This is a genomic window from Pedobacter sp. R-06 (assembly GCF_049913135.1).
Lineage (GTDB): Bacteria > Bacteroidota > Bacteroidia > Sphingobacteriales > Sphingobacteriaceae > Pedobacter.
The window spans coordinates 333717-357272 of record NZ_CP183977.1; the positions used below are offsets into that span (position 1 = coordinate 333717).

Genomic DNA, 23556 nt, shown 5'->3' on the forward strand with positions numbered 1-23556 from the left:
AATTCCCGTGTTTTTTAATAGTGAACTCAGTTTAGCCTGCATTTCAAATTTAACTAAAAATCATTCTAACATTCTTCTATAATGTGATCTTCTTCGATTATTGTAAACTCGTTTCAATATCGGATCCCTTTAGCTTCATTCTTTAAAGGTTATCTATGCCGTTAAAATGCAAGACTGGTCTTCGGTTGTAACTTCTTTTTCATGGTTTAGGTATTAAGGTGGGATAGGCGTGTTTATTATCACACACATATGGCGGTGAAATGGGCATGCCATCCGGCAATGCCCAGATCGTCGTCTTAACTATCACTAAATGCTGGCCACACTTCTACAATGACCAGTATGTCTTTATTTATTATGAAAAGCGTTTAATCCGCTTTCTAAGAATTTTTTATAATTTGTTACTTCATAATCAGCGCCCTGTGGCGGTGCCAGTAGTGCTTCTGTTTTGGGATCGAGCAGTACATAAAAAGGCTGTGAGTTAGACTGGAATTTCCTGGCCTGCAGATCACTCCATTTTTTACCAATGGTATTGAGTTTTCTTCCCTCTGGTGTAATTACTACGTCGGCTGGTGCCAGTTCCGATTTATCATCCACATATAACTGGATCAGTACATAATCATCATTGATCATTTTGTACACATCCTTGTCCGGCCAAACATTAGCTTCCATTTTTCTACAGTTTACGCAGGCATGGCCGGTAAAATCGATCAGCACAGGTTTGTTCTGTTTTTTGGCTGCGGTTAAACCTTCGTTATAATCGAAATAGGCATTCAGTTTTAACGGTGCATGGAACTTATCTGCATATTTATGCGGGCCATCTGTTGATGTTTGTTTTCCTGCCAGTAAGCCAGCGGTGTAGAGGTCAAAATCTTGTGTTTCCTGTGGTGGAAGAAAAGCCGATACACTGCGTAACGGTGCACCCCACATACCAGGGATTAAGTAAATGGTAAAGGAAAGAACTATTGTTGCCAGAAAAAGCCTTGGTACGGAGATAAATGCCAGCGGGCTATCATGCGAAAACTTCAGTTTACCCAAAAGATAGATGCCCATCATCCCGAAAATGACGATCCACAGGCTTAAGAATATTTCCCTGTCAAACCACTCCCAATGGTAGGCCAGATCTACATTGCTTAAGAATTTTAGTGCAAAAGCGAGCTCCAGAAAACCGAGCACAACCTTAACACTGTTTAGCCAACCGCCAGATTTGGGCAGTTTGTTCATTGCCGATGGAAAGAGTGCAAACAGTGCAAAAGGAATGGCCAGGGCCAGGGAAAAACCGAACATGCCTATTGCAGGTCCTAATAAAGCCCCTGTTGTGGCTGCCTGTACCAGTAGCGTGCCGATGATAGGGCCTGTGCAGGAGAAAGATACCAGAGCCAATGTTCCGGCCATGAAAAACAATCCTGCAATGCCACCTTTGTCAGAATTGGCATCCATTTTATTTACCCACGAAGAGGGTAGGGTAATTTCGAATGCCCCTAAAAACGAAGCTGCAAAAACAACCAGCAAGAAGAAGAAGAAAAAGTTAAAGATACCATTAGTGGACAGGCTGTTCAGGGCATCAGCACCAAAAATTACCGTTACCAAAAGCCCAAGTACCACATAAATGAGGATGATGAAAAAACCATAGAGTGCCGCACGCCGAAAGGCCCTTCCTTTTTCTGAACCTTTGGTGAAAAAACTTACCGTGAGGGGCAGCATGGGGAAGATACAGGGCATCAGCAAAGCTGCTAAACCGCCAACAAAACCTGCAATAAAAATTCCCCACAAGGTTTTGTGTTCTTCTTTTGATGGAGTAACTGTTTTTTGAATAGGAGCAGTAGCAGCTATTTTAGCAACAGTATCAGTTGTTTTAATTGTGCTGTCAACCGCTTCTGGCTTAATCTCTGTAAAAGTCAGCTCTTCGGTATTTGTGCTATCCTGTGCATATCCATTTAAGGATATTGCACAGCAGAACAGCAAACCGAGACAGATTTTCTTTAAGGATATCATATGCTTTTTGCGCTTATTTTACAGGAATGCTAAAATCTACCTGTTCTGGCGGCAAACATTGCTTGTCATCGCATACCATAAACTCTACATTACCTTTAACGACTGCCGTTTTGCCCTTTAGCTTAATTTTTTGCTGAAAGACTACCGATTTTTCAAAATAGCTTACATCCATTTTAAAAGTAGATTCGAATTTGGTTATGGCTTTTGGTTCGATGGTTTTTCCGACCAGGGTGTAAGCGCCCGATGCTGGAAAACTAAAGGTTGTTTTAACCGGACCGCCATCTTTAACAAATTGCGAATAAAGGTGCCAACCCTGATCTACGGTGGCCTTAATGAAAACTGTAGCCGTATTTGGCCCGGTTTTTTTTGCTGCGTAACTCCAGGTTACAGGTTTTAAAATCTGGCTGTATGCACTAAGGCTGATCAGGCATATGGCACAGAATAAAAGGGTGGTTTTTTTCATGTTTTGGTTTATTTGTTGATTGTTTTAATTAGTGTAATCTGCTAAAGGCCTGGTAGTCGATAAAATCTACTTCAGGAGCAATATATCCCGCTTTAATAGGTTCTACCTTCATTAGATCAGTACTTAAATATTTTTTGTTGCTATCAGAGAAGATGGTAACTACACAGCTCTCAATTCCCATTTTCTGCTGTTGTTTTATGGCGCCTATTACATTAGCACCTGATGATATGCCTACGGCTAAACCAAGTTTCTCGGCCAGTTTTTGTGCCATCAGTATGGCATCGCCATCGTTTACCTGTACCACATCATCCAGCTCGTTCAGTTTAACGATTTCAGGGATAAATTCGTCAGAAATACCCTGTATCCTATGGCTGCCCACTTTATAACCAGTAGTTAGGGTTGGCGATTCTGCAGGCTCCAATGGATGTATCTTAATGGCCGGATTCTGCTTTCTTAAGAAATTTCCTACCCCCATAATAGTGCCCCCGGTTCCTACTCCGGCAACAAAAGCATCGGGCGAAAGGTTTTTCAAGCGCAACTGCTCCCAGATTTCTTTACCTGTGGTATGCTCATGTGCTTCAGGATTGGCGATATTTTCGAACTGCTTAGGCAAGAAAATATTTGGATCACTTGCTGCCATCTGTTCTGCAAGTTTAATGCTGCCTATAAAACCACCTTCTTCTTTGCTCACCAGAATAACCTCTGCACCTAAACTTTTAATAATATCCATGCGCTCTTTGCTCAACCAATTTGGCATAATGATGGTAACCGGATGCCCCAAAGCTTTACCTATGGCTGCAAATGCAATCCCGGTATTGCCGCTGGTGGCTTCAACAATCCGATCACCAGCTTTAATCTTACCTTCGGCATACGCTTTTTTTAGGGTGTAAAGCGCCATCCGGTCTTTAATGCTGCCAGTTAAGTTGTAATGTTCGCATTTCACATAAATTTTGCCTACACTCCCAAGGTAGGTGTAATTGAGCTCAAGCATTGGTGTGTTACCAACCAGAAGCGATAAATGTTCAAATTTTCCCTCCATGGCAGAAGTCATTTTATTTGCTGTTATTGTGGTCATAACTGTTGATTAAATCGCATAGCAATGGCTATTTTGATTGATTTTTATTTCGGTAAAATTCAGTATTATAATTTTTTACATCAATACATGTTGTTTTTTACAGAAATTTTCTGCTTTTTTGGCTGTTATTTAATTTTTATTTCAGTTTTAGTTTGATTTTTGAACGTCCATTATATTTTTTTTCAATTTATTAACGTTTATGACCCACGGAGATTTAGATCAGGTTGATGTAGAAATACTAAAATTGTTGCAACATGATGCCTCTTTAACCAATAAAGAAGTATCCTTGAAGCTGCATAAATCTATAGCTACTATACATGAACGGATAAGACGATTAAAGGAACAGGGCTATATTAAAAGGATTGTGGCCATTCTCGACCGGAAAAAGATCAATAGAAACCTGATCGCTTTTTCGCATGTGCTGTTGAAGGAGCATACGGCTAAAACCCTGATCGAATTCGAAACCGAAGTTTCGAAGTTTGGCGAGGTAATGGAATGTTTGCAGATGACCGGTGCGCACGATTTTATTCTCCGTATCGCTACTAAGGATATGGATGATTACCACGAATTTCTGCGGAACAAACTCGCTACGCTGCCCAATATCACAACCGTTCAAAGTTATTTTGTACTCTCAGAGCCTAAAAGCGAAACGGCATATCCTATCTGATCCCATTAGGTGGTTTGTGATAAGTTTTTCTGCCCTATGAAAAATGTAATCCAGGAAGCTGTTGCTGGCAATCGGGGTAATGTAATTCTTATCATCAGAAATTATATCGTTAAACAAACAATTTTCAATAATTAAAGCGGGCAGGTACTTGCAAGGCGGCGATGCAAAAACCAAATCATAATTTCTCCATTCCAGCCACTGAAAATATAAATCCAACGCCATAAACATTGTTGATTTTTACGTTTGAAGAAACAGCAAGCAATTTCCGAAGTCTGACGATAAAAACATCAAGACTTCTTCCTAAAAAATAGTCGCTTTCGCCCCAGATCTGAACCAGAATCTCTTCCCGCCTGATGATTATGTTCCTGTTTTTGTTAAGGTATTCCAGCAACTCCGCTTCACGCTGTGTCAGTGTTATTGGGATTTGCCCAGGAATGCTAAGCTCCAGCAAGTTTTTGTTCAGGCGTAGGTCACCTATGTTCAGTACATTAGATACTAATTCCTTTTGCCGTTGTGCCTGTGGGATTTGATGCCAGATAATGTTCCGGATTCTTAATACCAGTTCATCAATGTCAAAAGGTTTACAGATATAATCTACTGCACCAAGTGTAAGTCCTTTCACCCTGTCGGGTTTCTCTTTGCGCGCGGTAAGAAAAAGAAAGTATACATCGGGATTGCGCTCCCTGATTTTTCCAGCGACCCCGAACCCATCAATATCGGGAAGTTGGATATCTATGATAACCAGATTGTAATCAGCGTGATTTTTTTGATATAGGTTAATAGCTTCTGTTCCGGAACAGCACCAATCCACCGAAAAATCCATCAGTTCAAGGTACTGCCGGGTTACATTACCCAGATCTGTTTCATCCTCCACATAAAGTAGTTTTCTCTTCACCTCCTGCATTAAATCACAATTAAAATTTCGCTTCCCATTCCGACGCTACTTTTCACTTCCAACTTCCAGTTATGGATCTGGATGCATTGCTGGACATAATACATGCCAAGACCTAAGCCGCTAACATGTTCCCGGCCAGGATTTTTGCCCCTGTAAAACTTGTCGAAGAGATGTTTAACCGTATATTCTTCCATTCCTATTCCATTATCTCTTATACTGATCCTCAAACCATTCGGTGTCCCGTCAACGGTGATATGTATTTCTTTAGGCGTTTTATCACTATATTTTATGGCGTTATCGAAGATATTGGATAACATTGTAGTCACCCAGAATCTATTCAGGGATACTGGCGTTTCGTTGTGTATACCCTGTGTATAAAAATATACATTTTTATCATTCGTTTTAACACGGTAGTCTTGTATTACCTCAGTTAAAAGTTGGCAGAAAATAACCTCTTTTTTTTCTATTTCGGTATTTACACGGGTAATGTCCATCACCTGATCAAACAACGTCTGTAACTGCTTGGTTTGCCTTGCAATGATTTCAGTAAATTCAGTAATACTTTCTCTGCTTTTAAATACTTTTTCATTCTGTAGAGCACGGTTTGCAACCATAATTGTTGAAATAGGGGTGTTGAATTCGTGGGTTATACTGTTTATAAAGTCAGATTTCATGTCCGAGATCTTTTTTTGTTTAGACCAGCTTTTAAATGTGAGGTAATAGACAGAAAAGATCAGCAGCAGTGCAAACAGGGTAAGCAATAAAACCGGAACGGCACTTTTGAAAATCTGAGACTGCCGGTTGTTGTTATCTGCAAAGATAGTAAAGGTAATATCATAGGAATATGGAATGGATGGACCCATTGATATTGAAGTTGCTATATTTTCGGTCCGGGGAAACTTAAGTTTTCCCCCGATAATATACCCTTGCGGAGACTGTAGGCTAGATTTTAAAAAAGGATATTTCTTGAGGTGGTTATATAAAGGGATCGGCTTATTATCGCTAAACCGGAGGCTGATGCTGTTTATGACGATGAGATATTCAAGCTTGCTACCCAGTTTATGCATTTTTTTTGTCTTTTCTAATAGGGAATCAGTTGGGTTTTTAGCACGTAAGTCCTCAAACATAGCTGTAAGTAGCGAATCGGAGTAATTGTTGTTTATCGTGCCTGATTTATGATATTCCTTTTCCAATAAACGGATATTGTTTATTAAATAGGTGTCTACTAGAGAAAGTCCGCCGGAATAGATATTTTGCTTGAGGTCTTTTAAGTAAAACTGTTTCAATCTTTGTTTCAAGTCAACCTGATACTGCCTATCCATCAGCTCAAACGTGTTATAGATCAGGTAGAGTAATATTCCCGTCAGAACTAAAAACCCGGTGAAAGCGGTGAGCTGATATTTTTTTATTTCGGTCATTTTGCGCTAAAATAATAAAAAATTGAAGCGGTCTGATTCCATTAACATTTCGTTATGATTTCATTAACAGGATTTACAAGAAATGCCGGATAAATTTGCGTACCGATAACGGCAAACCGTATTGCCATTATTAACAACTTTTAAACATTATTTATAAAAATGAAAAATTTAACTTCAACAATTGGATTGCTGATAACATTATTGACTGCCGTTACTACCTATGGACAAACAAACAGGCCTGCTGCTGCGTACGGGCGTGAGGAATACATAGAAGTTGAGAAAAATGTAAAACTTCATGTAACTGACCTGGGTGAAGGGCAGCCTTTAATCTTGATCCATGGTTGGCCGTTAAGCGACGCCATGTACGAATATCAGTACGCTTATTTTGTAGAAAAAGGCTTCAGGGTAATCGGTATTACGCTACGGGGATTTGGCCTGTCAGACAAACCGGGAGGTAAATACAATTACGATGTTTTTGCCGATGATATTAAGGTGGTTCTTGACAAATTAAATATCCAAAATGCCACAATTGGTGGATTTTCAATGGGAGGGGCAACAGTGATTCATTATGTAGCCAAGTATAACGGGGCACATGTATCAAAAATGGCCTTATTTGGAGCAGCAGCTCCGATATGGACAAAAAGAACCGATTTTAACTTTGGACTTTGGACAAAAGACGACGTAGACGGTTTAATCAAATTGAATAACACAGACAGACCACAATTACTGGCCAATTTTGGTCAGATATTCCCCGCAAACCAGACAAGTGTTGCTCCAGGCTATGGTGCCTGGTTGGGTACAATCCAGGCACAAGCCTCACCTTATGCGATGGCAGAAGGTCTTAAGACTTTAAGAGATGCGGATTTGCGTGCTGATCTGAAAAAAATTCAGTTGCCTACATTGATTTTGCATGGTAGATCGGATAAAATCTGTTCTTATGACCTGGCAGAACAAATGAATAAACTGCTTAAAAATGCTAAACTGGTCCCTCTTGAAAAAAGCGGCCATGCCCTGTTCATCGAAGAACTGGAAAAATTCAACACAGAACTTTTGAACTTCATTAAACAGTAAAAACCGTATGACAGGAGGTCGTGTCACAAATATAGATTTGTCATCCTGAGCTTGTCGAAGGAGCTGTTTAATACGCTTTAAGGTGTTTCGACAGGCTCAACATGACAGCATCTGAGCTGAAACGCTTCTATGATACAGCCTCCTGTCTAAAAACGTTAAAGAAAATGAAAAATGCATTTTGGCTGTTTCTTATCATATCTGTTTGCTCCTGTAAACCGTATACTAGTGTAATAAGGCATGCCTTGAGCGAAGAGAATGTACCTTATTCAAAAGCTGTTATTGCCAATGGGCTTATATATGCTTCAGGCCAGTTAGGCATAAATCCCCAAACAAATTTGCTACAGCCAGATCTGGAATCACAAACCAGGCAAGTCATGGATAATCTAAGGATTTTATTGGAACAGCATCATTCGGGTATGCAGCACATTATTAAAGTAAATTTATATCTGAAAGATATTTCACAGTTACAGCGGGTAAATGAAATTTATACCGGCTACCTTTCAGAAAGAAAGCCGGCCAGAACTTCTGTTCAAATTAACGCTTTACCTCTGGGTGCTTTAATCGAAATTGATTGTATAGCACTTGCCAAATAAATCTTTAAACCTCAAAAAAAAATGAAAACATATCAACGTTACTTCTTACACATCATTGCAGTTTTAGGCCTGTTTGGCTGCTTATTGACAAATAAAGCGATAGCGCAACAATCTGGTATCAAGCGTACAGCTCTTCAACGACATGACCTTTCTGTGCCGGGATATGAAGCGATCCAGGTGCGTGTCGATTTTGAGGCAGGTAAGGCCTTTGGCCTGCATTCACATCCGGGTGAGGAAATTATTAATGTTTTAAAAGGGGAGCTGGAATATATGATTGAGGGAGAAAAACCTGTTGTGCTGAAAGCGGGTGGAGTACTTTTCATTCCTGCTGGAAAAAATCATTCTGCCAGGAATATTGGCAAAGTAAAAGCTTCTGAACTGGCAACTTATATTGTAGAAAAAGGGAAACCGCTATTAACATTGAAAGTTGAGAAACCCTAGTTAAATAAGATAAAAAAAACTTAAATTGAGCGTAGGCTGCAACGATAACTGTAGCCTTGTTTTTATTCTTTTCTATCATATGTGGCCACAGCAGTTTTTTAAACAAAAAAGGCGGTCCGTAAACAGACCGCCTGAACCAAAATATAATTCTTTTTTATTTGCTCAGTGACGCTAGTGCATTTTCCGTGTTTAGGCTGGTTTTTGTATTAGCTGCAACGAATTTATCCATTGTCAGCTTTTGTCCTTTACCCATTACGAGCATATGGTCGCCAGTTGAACCACTTAAGGTTAAATCGGCATGATCTTCGATTACAGTATATAACCCTTCAGTTTGTGCGTTTAAGTCTAGTGATGCATTTCCGCTTAAAAAAACCTGCAAATATTGTGTATTGATTTTACCCTGTGTTTTCACTTTAGCGTTATCCGTTGCATGGATGCGGTAAATATCATTTACGTAAATGGTAAGTTTTGCAGTGCTGTTATCCAATGAGGTGATCTCTAAACCATCTCCGCTCTGCACAACCTTAACTTTGCCGGTGTTTTCATCTGCATAGCTGATGCCGGTATGTTTTCCCTGTATAATAGTGAGCTCTACATTTCCCTTTACTTTAATGCGTTTAAAGCTCAATGCTTTTGAAGCGTGAACGGGTTTGATGGTTTCAGCTGCGTTAGCTGATAATACTGCTGAAGTAGATAATACCAATGCCAAAGATGATGCGAATAATGTTTTAAATAAAGTTTTCATATGCTTTGAGTTTTAATTTTTATAATGTTTTTATTGATTGTTCTGATATTAAGACGTGCAACCATTAGAAACGTTTCAGCGCAAATTGCAGCATTATACCAGCCTGGGAAGCTAATCGACCAACGCCGGAAATTCAGAGACAAAAAGATAGTTGTCGCTGTGAATTTTTCGGGTTTTCTTTTCTTAGAGATGAAGTGGACTTCTTTTTACTTTACGGATAAGTTTTGAACGCTCCGGAAAGAATTAAAAGATATAAAAACCCTTGTAGACTTATGTGATAGTGACCCCTAATAGCTATATAGTGGCGGATAATGTAGAATTAATCGTTATTGGCGGAAATATTGCCAAAGTACAGGCTTTGTTGGGAGGCAATGGTTTTTTTTGCCAATGCATTGCAGACTGGGTTCTGGCACAATAATGGCTTCGTGAATAACATATGGCACATAGATACTTTATTTCAGCGATCAATCGTCTTCTCAACCAGTTCGTGTTATGTGTGGGGGACTGCCGGCAACAGTGGAAATTTCCTCCTGGCTAAGCAAAAAAAGGAAAGGCGCTAAATCTGCCAAAATTTTTGCTCCAGGGTAAGCCGGCAGAGATTAGTGCGAAAGATCAAAATCTTACCCAATTATAGAGATTGAGGGCCGACACATGCAGCACTTTGTGTAAGCCCCGATCATATTTATATTATTAATAGGCAACAAAAAATCCTTATAATTGTTATTAGGAGAAATATGAGTAAAGTATTTACAATTACAGAAGGGCTGGAGAATTTAGGAGCGCTGCGAACGGGCGGACAGGGATCGGTATATAAAGGGAAACGCATCGGTGCAATCTACTCTGCGGTGAAATTAATTCCTACTCCAATATACACCGAGAACCGGGATGATAAAAATTACCGCAATTTTGAAAACGAGGTTGCAAAGTTGCTAAAGGTAAATGAAAATCCCAGTCCGAATGTTGTAAAAATGCTCAGTTTCGGCATAACCGAGAGCGGATCCTTCCCATTTATAGAAATGGAATACATTGAAGGACCCGACCTTTGTGAGTTGCTTCAACCCCCTCATCAAAAGATATTTACAATAAGCGAAGTCATAAAAGTTGCGCAACACCTGGCTGCCGCTCTCGAGCACTGCCATAAACTAGGAGTAAAACACGGCGACGTGAAGAGCAATAACGTTAAATACAATTTGCACACAGCCAACTATGTGTTACTGGATTTCGGGCTCGCCATTATGAGTGAGGAGCAGCGTAGAAGTAGCATCAGGCATGCAGGTGCGGTGGAGTTTATGGCGCCCGAACAAAACGAAGGCAAAATGCTGCCGCAAACCGATGTTTACAGTTATGGCATCATTTTATATGAATTACTCGGAGGCCAGGTTCCTTTTCCTTTGCCTGGAAATAGCGATACAGGACGTAATTCGGTAATGATCGGTCATATGGAAAGTGAAGTGCCTGACGTGATTAACCTGCGCAAGACAAACTTACCCACAAACTGGACCGAGGAACAGAAAACCCGTGAAATGCAGGTTCCGGATTGGCTCCTGAAACTGATCGAGAAATGCCTGCAAAAAGATCCTATACTCAGATACAGCGATGGAATCGCTCTGCATGAAGCGGTGCTTAGTGGAAGCTTATCAGGCAATGCCTTACCTATAGACCATGAAGCTATGGATCTGCTCAAAACGGAGAACGAAACGCTCCGCAAACAGGTATTGGCGTTGGAAAGTACAGCGCAGGCCCCTGAAAGAAAAGGTATACTGTTGCCTCATTTTGCATTTGCGTTTATGATCATCTCAATTATTGGATTGATTGCTTACTTGGGCTATTCCCAATTTCGCAGCGAGCCACAGGCACAGCAAGCTGTCCAACCCATAGATTCGATCCCACCAGCAGTTGATACCACAGCACAGGAAAGACGGAGAATCGCGAACCGGCGCAAGCTGGCTGAAGCAGCAGCAGCAAAGCGGATGGTGGATAGTGCAATCAACGCGGAGATCAAAAAAGCCAGAGATAAAGCTGCCGATAGTACAGAAGACCTTAACCCTGATACTTCAGTTAGCCCTGTACAGTTTTAATTTTTAAAAAACAATTGCCCTTAACCGCCGCATAGGCACCCTAATTTATGGAAACAAAATCAAATTTCTGGCAGCGTATCGGTATTCAGGATTGGTTTCTAACCGATGAAAACAAAAGCAGTGACCAAAAAGCACCGCAACTCACTCCGGAAACCATCTATAGCTTTATCGTCGATAAATTTAAGGAGTCCATCAGGGAATTATCTTTTGCCGATCGCATTGTTTTTTATCATGAATTCATTATCACCTTCAACGCTGAAGATTACCGTGAATTTATTGATAATAAGCAGGGGATTTTGGGCTTAATCGTACAGGAAACAGTCAAAAAATTCTATGCGATTTTAAGAGAACACAGGCAAGCCGGCAAAAATGTAGAGCCATCCGGCTCAAAATGGGTATTCCGGTTGGTATCACATCCGGATTACGCAAGGGGCGATAAGGGCTTTATCGGAAAACTGCTTCCAGACAACAATCAGAAATCGGAAAATCTACGGGTAACCTTCATTCCCCGACAAACCGGTATTGCGCAGACATTCGATATCAACAACGATATTTTAAAGGGCTTCACTTACTACAGCGAAGGCTATATGGAAATCCCATACGATGCTCAATTGGAATATGTTGATGGCAATACGACCCCGTCCAAGGACCAGGCCGTTCTCGGCCGGCTGGAAGCCATCATACCCGACAAGCAGTTTTCGGGCAAAAAAATCGAGTTCCTGATTAAAACAGAAGATACCATCGTTTCTGGAAATGATGACGAACGCGAAGATTCCAATATTTTCAAGATCGCCTCAGAATGGGCCAATTCACCACACCTACACATCCGCTACAACAAAACGGACGGTAATTTCTATTTAGCTTCTTTCGGCGAACTTACTACTTTGAACGAGGTTTTGGTACAACGCAGCGAAATTAATTCACCACAATGGGTTGCTTTGCCGCTAAACTCCAGGATGTTGCTCAACGGCATAATCGGTATAAACCTATTTAAATCCTAACTTATGTCGCAACTGCTATCAATTTCACTGTTATTACTGGTCGTTGCGCTGATGATCGTTCATTTTAAAGACATTAAAAATTCCCGTAATAAAAATGGATAAACACTTTTTTGGCCTTACAGACACCGGCAAATCCAGAGACAACAACGAGGATAGCTTTATTGTTAAGCCCCTTACCAACGATCAGTTGATTTTGGCGGCTGTAATAGATGGTGTGGGTGGCTATCATGGCGGCGAGGTAGCAGCAGGTATTGCAACCGAGCAGATTTCGATGCAATTCTCAGATCGTCCGGCCGATCCAATCTCGCAGATGATCATGGCATTCAGGAATACAAATGAAATGATCATTGCCAAAAAGCAAAAAGAGGCAGATCTTTCTGAAATGGCTTGCGTGGCCACTATGGTCGTTGCGGATATTGAGCACAATCAATTTTATTATGCACACGTTGGCGATACCCGGTTATACCTGCTTCGGGACGGATCGTTGATCAAAATCTCTAAAGATCATTCATTTGTGGGTTTTCTGGAAGATTCGGGCAGATTAGATGAGGCTGCTGCGATGCAGCATCCAAAACGCAATGAAATTAATAAGGCAATAGGATTTAGTGACCAGATTGCTACCGATGAGAGCTATATTGAGACCGGTCAGTCTCCTTTCCTTCCGGGCGACCTGCTTGTATTATGCAGTGATGGACTGACCGATATGGTAAACAGGCAGGATATTACCTCTCTGCTTCTCCAGGGCGATACACTTGCTAAAAAAGCAGGTAATCTCATCGCGCTTGCCAACGAAAATGGCGGCCGCGACAACATCACCGTTGTACTGGTGCAGAACAACAAAAAGCCTCAACAGGTAACAGCTACCAGACCAGACTTTACACAAAAGGTACAGGTAGCAGGAACAGAAAATAATGGGGGCATACGGTTGCCTGAAAATCCGGAACCAGCCACTCATGCAGCACCTAAAAGAAATTATTGGTTCACTGCGCTGGTTATTTTATGCCTCATCCTGCTTGGCAGTACCGTATTTTTGTACCTGCAGAACCAGGAAGTTACAGATACTGTCTCTACCCTTAATTCATTACCTAAGCAAAAAGTGCGAAACAGCCAGGAGCAGTTACTTCAGGATGCATTTGACCATGCCGTGGGTGACACCCTGGTATTATCCGACTCGATTTTTAAAAGTCCGGTATTAATCAGCGATACTTTACGTTTTCGGAAAGATACCCTGTATGTTATCGCAAAAGGCATTGTGCTGCAAGCTGATAGCGGATACAGAGGTGCAGCCATCACCATGCGGTCTCCATCCAGGCTATTGAAGTTGGACAGCCTGCAGTTTAAAGGCTTCGCTACCGCTATCGCCATTTCAGACCAGGCATTGTTACTCAAAAATGTCACCTTCACCAATTGTTTAATCCCTGTTCAGAATAACATCCATTTCCCTGACGGGAAACCGGCAAATGCAGAATTGATGAAGATTAGTCCGTTAAAAGGTAATACCCCTAAAACCGCAGATTCGAAAAATGGAGCAGAATAAAGGAGCAGTCAAAGCGAGCCGGGCTCAGGAACGGATCTTCATATTAGTCACCGCTACCGTTCTTGTGCTCTTCTTCTACCAGTTATACGCAATCATTCAGCCCAGGTTTGCAGAGGTTGCACCACGTTTGAAAGCGGGTACCATGGTTAACCTGAATGCAGAGAAACCTGCCGAACATATCCGTAACCTGCTTAAAAAAGGTTACTATTTTGAAGATCAGCGGGACATTGACCTGATCGAAAAAACCGTTGCATCTGCAATGCCAAATGCCCCAGAACTGGACAATATCGGCGGATTGAACAAAAGCAGGTACTTTTTACCTGCAGACGAAGCCTATGCTAAAGGGGGGAAATCATTTAAAGCTAGGGTGCTGGCATCACGGGCATTGCTCGGTTATACGGGCGATGATTCGCTTAAATTCGACCAGGAGCGAATTCATCCCCAGCCGTACCCCTCACAGGTTAATCTCGGCATGGGCGAGCATGATATCAGTGGAATAATCGTAGAAAATAAAAAAGCTGTGCCAGGTGTTTTGGTCCGCTTGGAAATGATCTTGCCGCAGGACAGTATTTATAACGACGAGCCAACAGAAACCATTAAAAATATAACCGAAAAAGCAAGTGGCATTACAAAGGTCTATACTTTGGATACTGCCGGTAAACGGAAACTAATACAGCTTACCGCTTATACCCGTACTGGTGCTACCGGGGAATTTACTTTTGATAAGTTGCCTGCCAACCAGGCATTTAAGATTTTGCCTTTAAAGCCAGGTTTTCAGTTTGGCGCCTCAAAGGGCGTACAAAATCTTGATGAAAATACCACCTTCACATTTGAACAGCGTCCACATACGATAAAGCTTTTCTCCACCAGGGACTTCAATATCCTCAAAAAGGAAAAATCACTGATCATCAGAACACCTGAAGAATTCAACAAGTGGTTTATGATCATCTGCGGAAGCCTGATCGGTGGATTTTTACTTGTCCACCTCATCTTGTCATGGAAATTCAGCACTGTCGATCAGGTTATATTGCCCGTAGTGATGATGCTCACAGGCATATCATTCCTGATGTTGCTGAGTTTGCAGGATCCGCTGCGGGATCGTTTTTTGGCTAAAGATTCGCTCTTATACCTGCTCATGGGTTTTGGGGGCATTTTATTGATGCTGTGCATTAAATTGCGTCGTTTCAATACCGATACCTGGGTTTATCGCCTGCTTTTATTTAAGAATATCCGTTCAGCTGCAAACGGCTGGCCCTGGGCCCTGGCTGCCATTGGATTGCTGGCACTCACTATCTTATTCGGAACCGGACCAGAAGGAAGTGGAGTAAAGGTAAACCTGTTCGGATTTCAGCCCAGTGAAGTGGTGAAGTACCTGATCATTTTTTTTCTTGCGGGATTTTTTGCCGTAAACGAGAAACTGATCAGTGAATACATGAGCTGGAAAAAACGATGGTCATTTTTCTCCTTTGCCCTATTGGCGATACTGTTAACCCTCATGTTATTTCTGATATTGGGAGACCTTGGTCCGGCAATGGTAGTTTGTTTCACCTTTATTATACTATTTTCATTCTCCCGGGGCGATTTTATGTTTATGGCAGGTGCCATCGTGTTGTACGTACTGGCCTCATGGATTTTTGAAAACATATGGATATCCACCGCGATTACCTTGCTTTTGGTAGGTACGCTGATGTTTTTCGGGCGCAGGCAGCTCAGTGAGTCAGCCATCATGGTGCTGGTAATCATGTCTGCGTTTTTAACGATTGATCAGATTCCATACCTGGACCGCATCTTCCCGGGGCCCGTGCAGCGTCTGGGAGATCGCAAAGCAATCTGGCAGGATGCCTGGAACAATGAGGTTTATGGCGGCGACCAAGTGGCCAACGGTTTGTGGGCCATGTCTACAGGTGGCGCAACCGGCCAGGGTGTGGGGCAGGGCTTTGCCAAAACCATTCCCGAAGCACATACCGATATGATCTTACCTTCGATAGGTGAAGAATTTGGATTAACGGGCATATTGTGCATCTTCCTGCTGTTCCTGTTGTACCTTCACCGATCCATTATTATCGGGAGGAGGACCGGATCACCATTTCTCTTTTATCTAAGTGCAGGGGTCGGCGTATCCACCTTTGTACAGTTCCTGCTCATAGCGGGTGGTTCTACTGGAGCGCTACCGCTATCAGGGGTATCCCTGCCCTTTCAAAGTTACGGGGGATCATCACTTGTACTCAATTTTTTAGCCGCCGGATTTTTGATGTCGGTATCTGCTGTCAGGGGCAGCGAAGTACAGATGCAGTACATCGCCAGGGCGCAGGACAAAAACCTTGTGCCGGCCTTGATTGCAGCTTGTTTGGGCATCCTGCTCTTGGGTGCTAATGTAGCAGGCTATGTGCTGAACAACCGGAAATGGGTAGTACAGCCGGCCCTTGTAGCAGACCGTAGCGGCGCTAGAATGTTCAGTTACAATCCCCGTATCGCAATATTGATGAGCCGTTTAAAAGCCGGAACCATACACGACCGTAAGGGGGTTTTAATGGCAACCAGCAATGTTGATAGTGTGCGGGCGCAACATTTCAAACTTATTGGTGCGGGTATTCCGGATTATAATCTCGATTCTGCGGTACATCAGCGCTTAGACCGGTATTATCCTTTCGAAGAACAATTGTTTTTTTGGACAGGTGATGCAAATTCAGGTGTATTTAACGGAAGTGTTAATGGCTACTTTGCAGATTATGAACATGCGGCCGAACTCCGCGGCTTTAAACTGCCTGTAACAAGCTTTACTGTACTTGCCAAGAGATACAGTGAAAACCGTTTCCTGGCACGGGGCGTAAAGGAAATGACGGTAGTGAAAAAAGATTACGCCGCACTTTCTCCATTGCTCCTTGCCGGCATCAGCAGCAAAGAGGTGGAAGATTTTAAAAATAAAAACCGGGATGTACAGTTAACAATTGATGCCGGCCTGCAAACCAGGATCCAAAAGTCAATTGCCAGCGACACTTCATTATCGGATAACCGGGTTTCTGTAGTGATCATGGAAGCAAATTCTGGTGATGTTCTTACTTCGGCCGTATATCCCCTGCCACCCATTCATGATTGGGAACGGTTAACCATGACCAATGCAGAGCAGAACCAGCTTTCGGGGTGGACTACTACCGCTGACCTTGGCTTTACCAATTTTACACAGCCAGGTTCGACCGCCAAGCTGATTACCGCCATGGCATCCTTCAATAAACTGGGTATGGCCGCTGCTGAAAAAAAATACCAGGTAGCCTCCTGGGAGCGTATCCGAACAAAAGGTATCGAGCCGGATGAAACGGGATGGATTGATCTGGAACGGGCGGTGGTAAAATCCAACAACGTCTATTTCATCAAACTTGCAAACCAGGAGCAGCTGCAGGAAAATATGGGCGATCTGTACTTAAAAACAGGCATGTTCCTGCATGGTGCCGGAGGGTATTATTACAATAAGCCCAGCGAAAACAAAGCACAGGAAGAAAAATGGAAACAGCTTTGGCGCAGGACCGAATTTAACACCAAACCGAAGTATGATCCCAACAACATCCGAAGGACCAGGGCAAAGGGAATTTCAGGGATGTCTTGGGGACAGGGCGCACTGATTGCAACCCCGGCGGCAGTGGCAAGAATGGCTGCAGGGATTGCAAATAATGGAAACATGATTGCAAACAGGTTTGTGCTTAAAGTAAGTGATCAGCCACAGGCGATAAAAACTGGTACGAAATTGGTGAACAATCCGGTATACGCCAGGCTGATGCAGGAGTATATGATCAAACAAAGCAGTCCAAAAACGCAAACGCTTGGATTGGCTGTTGCCGGTAAAACAGGTACACCGGAGCGGATCTGGAAGAAACAGCAGATTAATGATGGCTGGTATGTGTTTTTTGCACCGACTGCAACGGGCAAAGGCCATATTGTAGTCTGTATACGCATTGAGGCCACCAAAGGATCATCAGACGCTGTACGGTTGGCCGGCAGGCATGTGATCCCGTTTTTGAAAACGGGCGGTTATATTAAAAGCATTGTGCCTTCAGCCAAAACTGATCAAAATGCAGCTATACCGGAACTTAATGGAATAGGTGAAACATTTTAACTCGAACCATCAGTCAATAGCTCATGTAGCATCACCTCATTGGGGAATGGCGCATGTTTTTTTGTTCGATATTTTTTATAACACAGTAGCAAAGCACTAACAAAATATACAGATGAAAATGATATTCGACCTCTTCAAAAGCGCAAGTGGGGAACATCCCGATGATGTGAAAGGAATCAGGCACGCCTTACTACAGTTTGTAAAACAGGAATTACAAAAAGCAGAGGGTGGAGAAGGTGCAAATATCAAAGGTTTGGGTATTTTTATTCACTGCAGCCCTGCAACGCGCCATGTATATGAAGCTGCCGTGTTTGCTGAGGATCCCGATCAGTTGAAAAATGAGATACAACGCATCAGCGATGACTATTCCCTGGATCTGCCTTCGGGCTGGTCACTCACAGTTGCTTTCGATGAAGCTATTCCGGACGATGCGGTCGAAATGCAAAATCTGCCCGTAGCCCTATTGGTTAAAACCAAAAGTCATTTTGTTAAGCAGGAGGCTAAAGCCTACCTGAAAGCACTTAGCGGCAAAACTTTACAGCCAAGCTATGAGATAACTTCCGCGGGTGGAAAATACAATATCGGCAGAGATGAAAAGGCACAGTCTGACGAAGGTTATTTCCGTACCAACCACATTGCATTTCCATCGGAAAGTGATGATGAACGAAATAAGTACATCAGCAGGCAACACGCGCATATTGAATGGGACACAAACACAGCCAAATTTTTAATCTTCGCAGATGAAGGTGGGATACCGCCCCGCAATAAGGTTAAACTGCGTTCAGCACTAACCGAAAAAACGGTAAAACTCCATGCTACGCACATCGGCCAGGAATTAGCTGAGGGAGATCAGATTATCTTAGGAGAATCGGTCGTATTGGAATTTAGTTTTAAGCCGCAACACCATGAGTAAAATTTTTACCATTGCAGAAGGATTACAAAACCTTGGCGCGTTAAAAACCGGTGGGCAGGGATCTGTTTACAAAGGGATGCGCATGGGACCGGTTTATTCTGCCATTAAACTTATCCCCACACCAATTTACGTGGAAGACGAAAGCGATAAAAACTACCGGAATTTTCTCAATGAAGTGAATAAGCTACAGCAGGTAAACATTCATTCCAGCCCGAATGTGGTGAAGATACTCAGTTCAGGGATCACCGATAGCGGTTCCTTTCCTTATATAGAAATGGAATACATCGAAGGCCCTGAACTTAGCGAACTGCTATTGCCTCCGCATCAAAAAGTTTTCACCGTTAAAGAACTATTGAAAGTAGCTGAACAATTGGCTGCGGCACTTGCACATTGTCATCAGTTTGGGGTCAAACATGGCGATGTTAAAAGCAATAATGTGAAGTACAATACGCAGACTGCCAATTACGTGCTATTGGATTTTGGTTTGGCTATTATGAGTGAAGAGCAGCGAAGGACAAGCATTCGCCATGCCGGGGCAGTAGAATTTATGGCACCAGAACAGCATGAGGGAAAAATGCTGTTACAGACAGACGTTTACAGTTACGGTATTATCCTGTATGAACTCCTGGCCGGGCAGGTTCCTTTTCCACTCGAAGGAGGGGGCGATACCGCCCGCAACACGGTCATGATCGCGCATCTTGAAAAGGAAATCCCGGATGCCATGTCACTGCGTAAAAGCAATCTGGAAAATATGTTTCAGGACGATATTCTGCATGCAGAAATGCAGGTACCCCACTGGTTAATCGAGCTGATCGGGCGATGCCTGCAAAAAAATCCAGATGACCGGTATGCCAATGGAATGGAACTGCAGAAAGCAGTTACTGCTGGGCTATTGTCGGCACCACAAGATACCAGGGACACGAAAAATACCATACCCAACGAAGTCTTGCATTATGCCGCCTTATACGGTGAGGCACAGCTAAAGAACGAAAAGCTTGAAAAAGAGCTCGCAATACTAAAACCTATCGCCCTGAAGGCCGGAATAAAATACAATGGTTCGACCGGTGAATATCACCAGGAAAATTACATCCATGCGCCAAGAAAGGCTTTTTTAGGCTACGCTGCCGCCTGCACCTTAGTTGTTGTCTTTGTAGTTTATAGCTTAACTAAGACAGAAAACAATGATATTACGGCCTTACCGGCAACCTCATACCGGTCACCATTTGAAATTGCAAATGAACAGTACAGACAAGCGCTGCAAACAGCGAGGGAAGACAGCATCCGGAAAGCAAAAATGCAATGGGCCCAGCAAGTAAAAGCAACCGAAAAAGCCAGGAAACAGAATGGTAAAAAGAAGAAGAAGTTTCTGGGTATATTCTGAGAAAGCCGGTTACATCAATCCTCCGAAAATTAAATACTTAGTGGGCCTTTTATTTTATGGAAAGATTAACATAAGGTTAAATTTTATGAATCTAAGCCCTGGCATCCTCCTAAATTGCTGATATAGCATAGTAATAGATTCTAACTATTCCATTATAGAATTAAATGATTGTGATTAGTTCTTTCAATTCTCTAAATTTATAATAATCTGGTTAAGTTTTAATAGCGGATCGGATTTCACTAACAAAATAGAATATATATGGAAAAAGAATCGAACGATATTAGCAAGTGCCCGTTTCATAATGGCAGCATGAAAAGTAATGTAGGTGGTGGCGGTACGAGAAATGGCGACTGGTGGCCAAAGCAGTTAAAACTGAGTATTTTGCGTCAACATTCTAACTTATCCAATCCAATGGACGGCGAATTTAGTTATGCAGAAGCTTTTAAAAGTTTAGATCTAGCAGCATTAAAGGCAGACCTTCATGCACTGATGACCGATTCGCAAGATTGGTGGCCGGCAGATTTTGGTCACTATGGAGGTCTATTTATCCGCATGGCATGGCACAGTGCAGGAACCTACAGAGTAGGCGATGGCCGTGGTGGTGCAGGTGCCGGATTACAACGTTTTGCACCGCTGAACAGTTGGCCGGATAATGTGAGTCTTGATAAAGCCCGCAGACTACTTTGGCCGATTAAACAAAAATACGGGCGCAAAATTTCGTGGGCAGATTTAATGATTTTAACAGGAAATATCGCCTTAGAATCGATGGGTTTTAAAACCTTTGGTTTTGCAGGCGGCCGTGAGGATGTTTGGGAAGCAGATGAATCGGTATACTGGGGTTCGGAAACAACCTGGCTGGGTGGCGATCTCCGTTATGCACACGGTTCTGATGGCGCACATAAAGCACATGGCGTAGTGGTTACGGATGACGATGCCGATGGAGATGTTCACTCACGTAATTTAGAAAAACCACTTGCTGCCGTGCAAATGGGATTAATTTATGTAAACCCTGAAGGCCCGGATGGAAACCCAGACCCAATCCTTGCTGCGAAAGATATCCGCGATACTTTTGGCCGCATGGCGATGGATGATGAAGAAACGGTAGCATTAATTGCTGGTGGACACACTTTTGGTAAAACCCATGGTGCTGCTTCAGCAGATCATGTAGGCAAAGAGCCTGAAGCCGCGGGTATCGAAAGCCAGGGTTTAGGATGGAACAATAGTTACGCTTCTGGCAAAGGTGCTGATACCATTACGAGTGGATTAGAAGTAACCTGGACCACAACACCAACGCAGTGGAGCAATAATTTTTTCGAAAACCTGTTTGGATTTGAATGGGAATTATCAAAAAGCCCTGCCGGTGCACATCAGTGGAAAGCTATAAATGCTGAGGCCATTATTCCTGATGCATTTGACGGATCGAAAAAACATCTGCCAACGATGCTTACCACCGATCTGTCTTTAAGATTCGATCCGGCTTATGAAAAAATATCAAGACGCTTCTTAGAAAACCCAGATCAGTTTGCTGATGCATTTGCCAGGGCATGGTTTAAATTAACCCATCGCGATATGGGGCCTTTGGCACGTTACCTGGGGCCAGATGTACCGCAGGAAGAATTGCTTTGGCAAGATCCAATACCTGCGGTTAACCATGCATTGATCAACGAAAGTGATATTGCCGCATTAAAAGTAAAAGTATTGGCTTCAGGACTGAGCGTGGCCGAACTGGTTTCTACCGCCTGGGCTTCGGCCTCTACTTTCCGCGGTTCTGATAAACGCGGTGGTGCCAATGGTGCACGGATCCGTTTGGCACCACAAAAAGATTGGGCGGTTAACAATCCCCCACAATTGCAAAAAGTATTGGACGTATTAGCGGATATTCAAAGTGAATTTAATGCAGCACAAATTGATGGTAAAAAAGTTTCCTTAGCCGATTTAATTGTATTGGCGGGTAATGCTGCGGTAGAAAAAGCTGCTGCTGCTGCCGGACATTCAGTTACGGTTCCTTTTGCGCCTGGGCGGATGGATGCTTCGCAAGAACAAACCGATATAGAATCTTTTGGTTATTTAGAGCCAGCTGCTGATGGTTTCCGTAACTACCGTAATTCAAAATCTCCTGTTCCTACAGAGGAATTCCTGATTGATAAAGCCCAGTTGCTTACCTTAACAGCACCTGAATTAACGGTGTTGGTAGGTGGTTTACGTGCGTTGGATACAAATTTCGATGGTTCGAAAAATGGTGTCTTAACCGGAAAACCTGGCCAGTTAACTAACGACTTTTTTGTAAACCTCTTGGATATGGAAACCGCCTGGAAAGCTGTTGGAGAAGATAAAGAACTCTATATCGGAAGCAGCCGTTCAACTGGTCAGCCAAAATGGACCGCAACCCGGGCAGATCTTGTATTTGGTTCCAATGCAGAATTAAGAGCAATAGCAGAGGTGTATGCAAGCTCGGATGGAGAAGGCAAATTCGTGAAAGACTTTGTGGCCACCTGGAATAAAGTAATGAATTTAGATCGTTTTGATTTAAATTAAGCTTTAATGCATCAGATTTATAAAGAAACTGTATCATAAATGTAATTCACTTGTAATTGTCTTGCGAGCTTATCGAAACGCCTAAGATATTTAAAATAGGTCATTCGAGAAGCTAACATTGACAGACTCCAATAAAATGGCCGTCATCTCGACTGTAGCGCAGCGAAATGGAGAGATCTATCTCGATAGATTTCTCGACTGCGTTGCACTCCGCTCGAAATGACGGTACTCGAGGAGATTTTTATGCGTAGGTTAATTGCTGTCTTTTATATTAATTTTATATAATAAATTAATCTTCAGGGTGACAATCCTAATATTTATGATACAGCCTTTTATTTTGCATTATCGTTTTAATTATTGTCTGATCTCGACTTGCAGCATCTATTTTTATTCTTTATAACCTAATAAAGAAATATTAAAAGATTTTATTTATTAAAACAATTCTCAAACTTATTTGTCTTTTAATTTCATTAGTTTGTTTGGTTTAGTTTTATTGGTGGATGCGAATAAGACAAAATAATTGGCCTCATAGCAATATGGGGCTTTCTCGTTTATTTACCGCAATAGCCCAACACAACATTTGTAATTGCTAGGCTGGTTCAACGTTACTTATAAGAAATCTGACGTGCATTCTCTTGATAAA

At 42.4% G+C, this 23556-nt stretch carries 17 protein-coding genes; 11 read left to right on the forward strand and 6 right to left on the reverse strand.

Annotation, left to right across the window (positions count from 1 at the left end):
• Nucleotides 1-345: 345 nt before the first annotated feature.
• From ACN9MR_RS01370 to ACN9MR_RS01380, 3 genes are read right to left on the reverse strand one after another with little or no spacing between them, the layout of a single operon-like run.
• Nucleotides 346-1992: a protein-disulfide reductase DsbD family protein gene (locus ACN9MR_RS01370; RefSeq protein ID WP_426327891.1), complete on the reverse strand. Its 1647-nt coding sequence runs from the start codon at nucleotides 1990-1992 to the stop codon at nucleotides 346-348.
• Nucleotides 1993-2005: 13 nt separating this feature from the next.
• The gene (locus ACN9MR_RS01375) at nucleotides 2006-2455 is read right to left on the reverse strand and encodes a protein-disulfide reductase DsbD domain-containing protein (RefSeq protein WP_426327892.1); all 450 of its coding nucleotides are present in this window, start codon (nucleotides 2453-2455) and stop codon (nucleotides 2006-2008) included.
• Nucleotides 2456-2483: 28 nt separating this feature from the next.
• Nucleotides 2484-3530, reverse strand: coding sequence for a PLP-dependent cysteine synthase family protein (locus tag ACN9MR_RS01380; protein WP_426327893.1), 1047 nt, complete (start codon nucleotides 3528-3530; stop codon nucleotides 2484-2486).
• A 199-nt stretch (nucleotides 3531-3729) separates the two neighbouring features.
• On the opposite strand from ACN9MR_RS01380, the gene ACN9MR_RS01385 reads away from it, so the two are divergent.
• Nucleotides 3730-4197, forward strand: a complete 468-nt coding sequence (locus ACN9MR_RS01385; protein ID WP_426327894.1) for an Lrp/AsnC family transcriptional regulator — start codon at nucleotides 3730-3732, stop codon at nucleotides 4195-4197.
• A 175-nt stretch (nucleotides 4198-4372) separates the two neighbouring features.
• On the opposite strand, the gene ACN9MR_RS01390 is transcribed toward ACN9MR_RS01385, so the two are convergent.
• Nucleotides 4373-5092 (reverse strand): response regulator transcription factor, encoded by a 720-nt coding sequence (locus tag ACN9MR_RS01390; RefSeq protein WP_426327895.1) that lies wholly within the window; start codon nucleotides 5090-5092, stop codon nucleotides 4373-4375.
• Nucleotides 5093-5100: 8 nt separating this feature from the next.
• Complete coding sequence (locus ACN9MR_RS01395) at nucleotides 5101-6510, reverse strand: sensor histidine kinase (protein WP_426327896.1); 1410 nt, start codon at nucleotides 6508-6510, stop codon at nucleotides 5101-5103.
• A 159-nt stretch (nucleotides 6511-6669) separates the two neighbouring features.
• Here ACN9MR_RS01395 and ACN9MR_RS01400 point away from each other — a divergent pair, with 159 nt between their 5' ends.
• From ACN9MR_RS01400 to ACN9MR_RS01410, 3 genes are all read left to right on the forward strand, one after another.
• Complete coding sequence (locus tag ACN9MR_RS01400) at nucleotides 6670-7581, forward strand: alpha/beta fold hydrolase (protein WP_426327897.1); 912 nt, start codon at nucleotides 6670-6672, stop codon at nucleotides 7579-7581.
• Nucleotides 7582-7745: 164 nt separating this feature from the next.
• The gene (locus ACN9MR_RS01405) at nucleotides 7746-8174 is read left to right on the forward strand and encodes a RidA family protein (protein ID WP_426327898.1); all 429 of its coding nucleotides are present in this window, start codon (nucleotides 7746-7748) and stop codon (nucleotides 8172-8174) included.
• Between the two features lie 21 nt (nucleotides 8175-8195).
• On the forward strand, nucleotides 8196-8615 hold the full coding sequence (locus ACN9MR_RS01410) for a cupin domain-containing protein (protein WP_426327899.1): 420 nt from the start codon (nucleotides 8196-8198) through the stop codon (nucleotides 8613-8615).
• A gap of 154 nt (nucleotides 8616-8769) precedes the next feature.
• Here the strand turns inward: ACN9MR_RS01410 and ACN9MR_RS01415 are convergent, their stop codons facing one another.
• Complete coding sequence (locus tag ACN9MR_RS01415) at nucleotides 8770-9360, reverse strand: GIN domain-containing protein (protein ID WP_426327900.1); 591 nt, start codon at nucleotides 9358-9360, stop codon at nucleotides 8770-8772.
• Nucleotides 9361-10094: 734 nt separating this feature from the next.
• On the opposite strand from ACN9MR_RS01415, the gene ACN9MR_RS01420 reads away from it, so the two are divergent.
• From ACN9MR_RS01420 to katG, 7 genes are all read left to right on the forward strand, one after another.
• Complete coding sequence (locus ACN9MR_RS01420) at nucleotides 10095-11438, forward strand: serine/threonine protein kinase (protein WP_426327901.1); 1344 nt, start codon at nucleotides 10095-10097, stop codon at nucleotides 11436-11438.
• Between the two features lie 47 nt (nucleotides 11439-11485).
• On the forward strand, nucleotides 11486-12439 hold the full coding sequence (locus ACN9MR_RS01425; protein WP_426327902.1) for a hypothetical protein: 954 nt from the start codon (nucleotides 11486-11488) through the stop codon (nucleotides 12437-12439).
• A 94-nt stretch (nucleotides 12440-12533) separates the two neighbouring features.
• Complete coding sequence (locus ACN9MR_RS01430) at nucleotides 12534-13976, forward strand: PP2C family protein-serine/threonine phosphatase (protein WP_426327903.1); 1443 nt, start codon at nucleotides 12534-12536, stop codon at nucleotides 13974-13976.
• Nucleotides 13963-18084, forward strand: coding sequence for an FtsW/RodA/SpoVE family cell cycle protein (locus tag ACN9MR_RS01435; protein ID WP_426327904.1), 4122 nt, complete (start codon nucleotides 13963-13965; stop codon nucleotides 18082-18084). Before ACN9MR_RS01430 ends, ACN9MR_RS01435 begins: the two co-directional genes overlap by 14 nt.
• A gap of 112 nt (nucleotides 18085-18196) precedes the next feature.
• A complete protein-coding gene (locus tag ACN9MR_RS01440; protein WP_426327905.1) occupies nucleotides 18197-18997 on the forward strand; it encodes an FHA domain-containing protein in 801 nt (266 codons plus the stop codon).
• Complete coding sequence (locus ACN9MR_RS01445) at nucleotides 18990-20378, forward strand: serine/threonine protein kinase (protein WP_426327906.1); 1389 nt, start codon at nucleotides 18990-18992, stop codon at nucleotides 20376-20378. Before ACN9MR_RS01440 ends, ACN9MR_RS01445 begins: the two co-directional genes overlap by 8 nt.
• A 258-nt stretch (nucleotides 20379-20636) precedes the next feature.
• Entirely contained in the window at nucleotides 20637-22913 is a 2277-nt protein-coding gene (katG, locus tag ACN9MR_RS01450; protein ID WP_426327907.1) for a catalase/peroxidase HPI, read from the forward strand.
• Nucleotides 22914-23556 lie beyond the last annotated feature (643 nt).